Source organism: Acidocella sp., assembly GCF_035535915.1.
Lineage (GTDB): Bacteria > Pseudomonadota > Alphaproteobacteria > Acetobacterales > Acetobacteraceae > Acidocella.
Genome location: NZ_DATLPB010000087.1, coordinates 1 through 4,372, shown reverse-complemented (window position 1 = coordinate 4,372; position 4,372 = coordinate 1). Strand labels below are relative to the sequence as shown.

3 protein-coding genes are annotated in these 4,372 nt (G+C 61.3%); 2 read left to right on the top strand and 1 reads right to left on the bottom strand.

Going from position 1 to position 4,372, the window contains the following annotated elements; translation table 11 throughout:
- The coding region (locus VNC39_RS11035; RefSeq protein ID WP_325399130.1) for an amidohydrolase family protein at positions 1–427 on the top strand (427 nt) is incomplete at its 5' end.
- A gap of 156 nt (positions 428–583) precedes the next feature.
- Here the strand turns inward: VNC39_RS11035 and VNC39_RS11030 are convergent.
- A complete protein-coding gene (locus tag VNC39_RS11030; protein ID WP_325399128.1) occupies positions 584–3,427 on the bottom strand; it encodes an autotransporter outer membrane beta-barrel domain-containing protein in 2,844 nt (947 codons plus the stop codon).
- A gap of 804 nt (positions 3,428–4,231) precedes the next feature.
- Here VNC39_RS11030 and VNC39_RS17525 point away from each other — a divergent pair.
- On the top strand, positions 4,232–4,372 hold a 141-nt coding region (locus VNC39_RS17525; protein ID WP_413788788.1), incomplete at its 3' end, for a hypothetical protein.

Below are 4,372 nucleotides of genomic sequence, written 5' to 3'. Positions count from 1 at the left end.
CTTCTCGGGCATCATGGACAAGTATCCGAACCTGAAGATCATCACGCACCATTTCGGCGGCATCGTGCCGATGCTGGAAGGCCGCATCGGGCCCGGTTGGGACCAGCTCGGCGCGCGCACATCGGACGAAGATCTGAGCGTGATTTTGAAGCGGCTGAAGAAGCGGCCACTCGATTACTTCAAGCACACGTTCTACGCCGACACGGCCGTGTTCGGCGGCGTTCCGGCGACGCATGCCGGTCTTGCGTTCTACGATCTCGACAAGATCGTGTTTGCGTCCGACTGCCCCTTCGATCCCGAAAAGGGGACCATGTATACGCGCGAAACCCTGCGCATTATCGAAGGCATTGATATGCCGGCAGCCGACAAGGAAAAAATCTGGCACGGCAATCTCGAACGCATTACGGGCGTGAAGTTCAAAGGTTAGTCGACGAGATCATTTCTCCGTTCGTCCCCGCGCAGGCGGGGATCCAGCAAACGCATCGATCATGTGCTGAATTCCCGCTTGCGCAGGAATGAACGGATTTGTGGATTTGGTCCCGATTCACCGGCCGAGTGCCGGGATCACAACGAACAAGTCAGATCAGAACTGCCAGTTGACCACGCCTTTGAATGCGTGGGTCTGTGCATGCGCGGCCAGCTCGCCCTGGTAGAAAGCCCCCAGCCTGGCCTGCGGGCTGAAGCGCCAGTCGAAGCCCGTTTCGATGAACGCCGTGTTGCGGGCAATCGGCACGCCGGCAACCGAGAACGCCGTGCCCGTGCCCTGGAAAGCGAGCCCCGCAACCGGCGTCACATCGCCGAACGCATATTGCCATTGCACCGAGGCGCGCGGCACCAGCGCCGTGCCATTGGCGAGCGGCAGCACAGTGGCGGCACGAAAGCCGAGGAAGGAGTACCCGATGTTCTCATGCGCGCTCGCGCCCGACAGCACTGCGGCGCCGCCACTTTCCTGGAACGCGCCATCGCGCACATGCACGTAAGCAAGCCCCGCGAGCGGCTCGACCGCCACATGACCAAACGCCATGCCGTAGCCGATTTCGCCGAACACCTGCCCGACATTGCCGTGAAAGCTTGCCCTGGTCTGGTCGGAAAAGCCGGGAAAGAAGACGCCGCGGCTCACATCGATGCTGTCGAACGAGTAAGACGCGCCGCCGCGCACATTGAGCGCACCGAGCTTGCCGCCGGCATAGGCGCCAATCTGTACGCTGTCGATGCCGGCGCTGCTCGCCCGCGCGTCGGCATTAAGATCCGAGCGCATATAGCCCGCCACAAAGCCGGCGCGCAGCGTCTCGCCGAACCGCGCATCGACACCGGAAAGAAAGCCGCCGAACCGGCTTTTCACCGAGGCGGCATTGCCATCGCTGTCGGTGTGGCCCCAGCCGCCGAGACCCTGCGCCCAGAAAGTCAAATCGCGTGACCGCTCGCCTGTGCGCATCGGCGCCTTGCCCGGGACCGCCGGCCTGATATCCGCGGCATAGGCCGCGTTGGCATTGCCCCCTGCATAAGCCAGTTCCGGCCCGCCAAAGGCAAGCGCGCCCAGCTCACCGACATAACCTGCATACGATGCCTGGCGCAGCCGGCCGAGCATTGCGCTGCGGGCGAACTGCGTCTCGCCGGCCTGCATATTATGCACACTGCCGAAGACTTCGCCGGAGAGTGCATCGAAGGCCTGCCGCGCGCCGTCGATGGTCTGATTCAGGATCGCAATCACGAGCGGATTGGAGACCGCGCCGCCATTGAGAGCCGTCGCAACGGCAGTTTGATTCTGCGTTTGCGCGACCGTGGCAAATCCGCTGCCACCTGTCCCGCCGCCGCCCCCGCCCCCGCCACCGCCACCGCTGCAGTTAATCCCGGGATTACAGGTAAGCGTCAGGAATACATTGTTGGGGTCATAGCTAAGAGTAGGCGTGAGAAAAGCCAGGTTGCTCGTGACACCGCTGAACGTGGTGCCGCCGAAACCACCGCTGGCGCTCAGGATCAAATATTGGGTCGAAGGCTGATAGGTGCCGTTCTGCGCCAGCACGTTCACCGTGCCGCCCGACAAGTTGGCCTTGCTTGCTGGTCCGTTGACGAGCGAAAGCAAATCGCTCTGTCCCGCGGCATTGACATTGACCTTAAAAAACGAGCCGGGTGCAAAGCCGACACTTCCGCTGACCTTCAGCGTGCTGAACGCAGCGATCGCGCCCGGCGCCACCGCAGCACCGAGATTCGCCGTGACATCGCCGACCACGGTGCCCTTGCCTGCCAGTGTGGCGCCCGAGTTTATAACGATCGGGCTGGTGAGCGCGTTGTCGACCGCGAGCGTTCCGCTGGTGATCGTGGTCGAGCCGATGGTGGAATCGCTATTCCACACCCACGGGCCGCCGCTTGCCCGCACATCGAGAACATCGAACTGAAAAAGGTTATTGGCGGTGCCATGGCCCTCGAGAATGAGGTTATTGGTTGCGCCCGTACCCGCACGGCCAATCGCATCGCCGTTCAGTACCGACCCCGTTTGCAGGGTCAGCGTGTTAGTGCCGGTGCTTTGAAATAACACCGATGCACCGCTGGTCCCGGTGATCTCTCCGGCATTGGTGACAGTGCCGGCGGCGCCTCCGATAACAATCCCGGTGCTGCCGCTGATCACTCCGCCTGCCTGGTTGTTGACAGTTCCTCCCTTGCCGAGATTGATCGCGTCCGTATTGCCAGTGATCGTGCCGGCGTTGGTTACAGTGCCGGCGGCGAGGACTTCGATCCCAACAGCACCACTGATCGTTCCGCCCGCCTGGTTGGTAACTGTTCCACCGCTTATGAGAAGGATTCCGGCCGAAAAGGTAGGGTCAAGTCCGGTGATTGTTCCGGCGTTTGTAACGTTCCCGACGTTATTACTGGCACTGCCAATCTTGATACCTTGCAGCTTGCCACTAATCGTCCCACCCACCTGGTTGATGACGGTTCCGCCATCGAAGAGTTGGACACCGTTGTCAGTCGTCCCGGAAATGGAGTTACTGTTGGTGAGACTACTGCCAGCCCCAGCAAGAAAAACTCCAATGTCGCCACCAATAAGCGTTCCGTTGTTGGTCACGGTCCATGCGGTATTGAGGCCGCCATTAACTGCACCGGTGCCGGCTGACGTATTGATGTTCGTCCCAGTACCGAAAATAATCGGGTTCTGGGCGGGGGTAAGGGTAAAGGTTGTCGTCTGCACCGGATTGACCGTGGTCTGTGCCTGCGCAGGGCCCGGCACGCAAACACCCAGCGCCACGGCGACAGAGGCAACGGAAAGTGCGACGCCCGACGCGCTACCCAACAGACGCGCGCGAATGGGGCTGCCTGCGGCGCGGCCGCGGTCGTCCGACATCGCGGCGGAGAGCGAAGCGATACTCAAAACATTCCGCAGCTTGTGCGCATGCTGATTGTCTTGCGCGTGCCGATCGTTCGAAGCCATGGACCCCATCCCCGGCGGGAATAATGTCCCGCTCTCTTTTTGCTCGCATCGCGAACGCCCGTCCGCCCGCGGCCAGCAATGGAACAATGTTTACGAAGGACTGCGCGTGGAGACTTGGGCGGACGCGACTAAGGATTGGACCAAAACGAAAAAACGAAAGTCCGCGGGCAAGCGATGCAAAATTGCGACACCGTTTGCTTTGCCATGGTGCGCGTGCAACCTCGCGCATCGTCCATTCGTTTGAAGAGCCCGCGCATGATTCAGAGGGTGTTGCAGCGCCTCTCGACGAGTTATTGCCGGGCTTGACCCGGCAATCCATGATGAATCGCAACAGCGAAATCAGTACTGTTTGTGCATGGCGCATCTCATCATGGATGCGCGGGTCAAGCCCGCGCATGACGCTGAGTGTGTGGTACCACCTCTCAGTTCGTCATGGCCGGGCTTTTCCCGGCCACCCATGTCTTGCTTTGCTGAATAACCAAGGACGTGGATGCCCGGCATAAAGCCGGGCATGACGATGAGAGACGCCGTGTTCGATTTCATCGCCATGGCCGGGCTCGTCCCGGCCATCCACGTCTTTGGCACAAGAAAGTCGTGGATGCCTGACATAAAGCGGGGCATGACGGCCCAAAGCAGTGCGGTCGCCGGTAGAAGGCGGGGGACCATCTGCTAACCTCCGCGCCCATGGCGCTCACGCGACCCATCGGCCAGCCCGAACCTGACGCATCCGGAATTCCGCCGCAGAACGGCGACGCCGGCCCCGTTACTCCCATAGCGGCCGGCGAAGCCGGTCGCGTCACTCCCATGATGGAGCAATATCAGGACATCAAGGCCGCCAATCCGGACTGCCTGCTGTTCTACCGGATGGGTGATTTCTACGAATTGTTCTTCGCCGATGCCGAGATTGCCTCACGCGCGCTCGGCATCGTGCTGACCAAGCGCGGC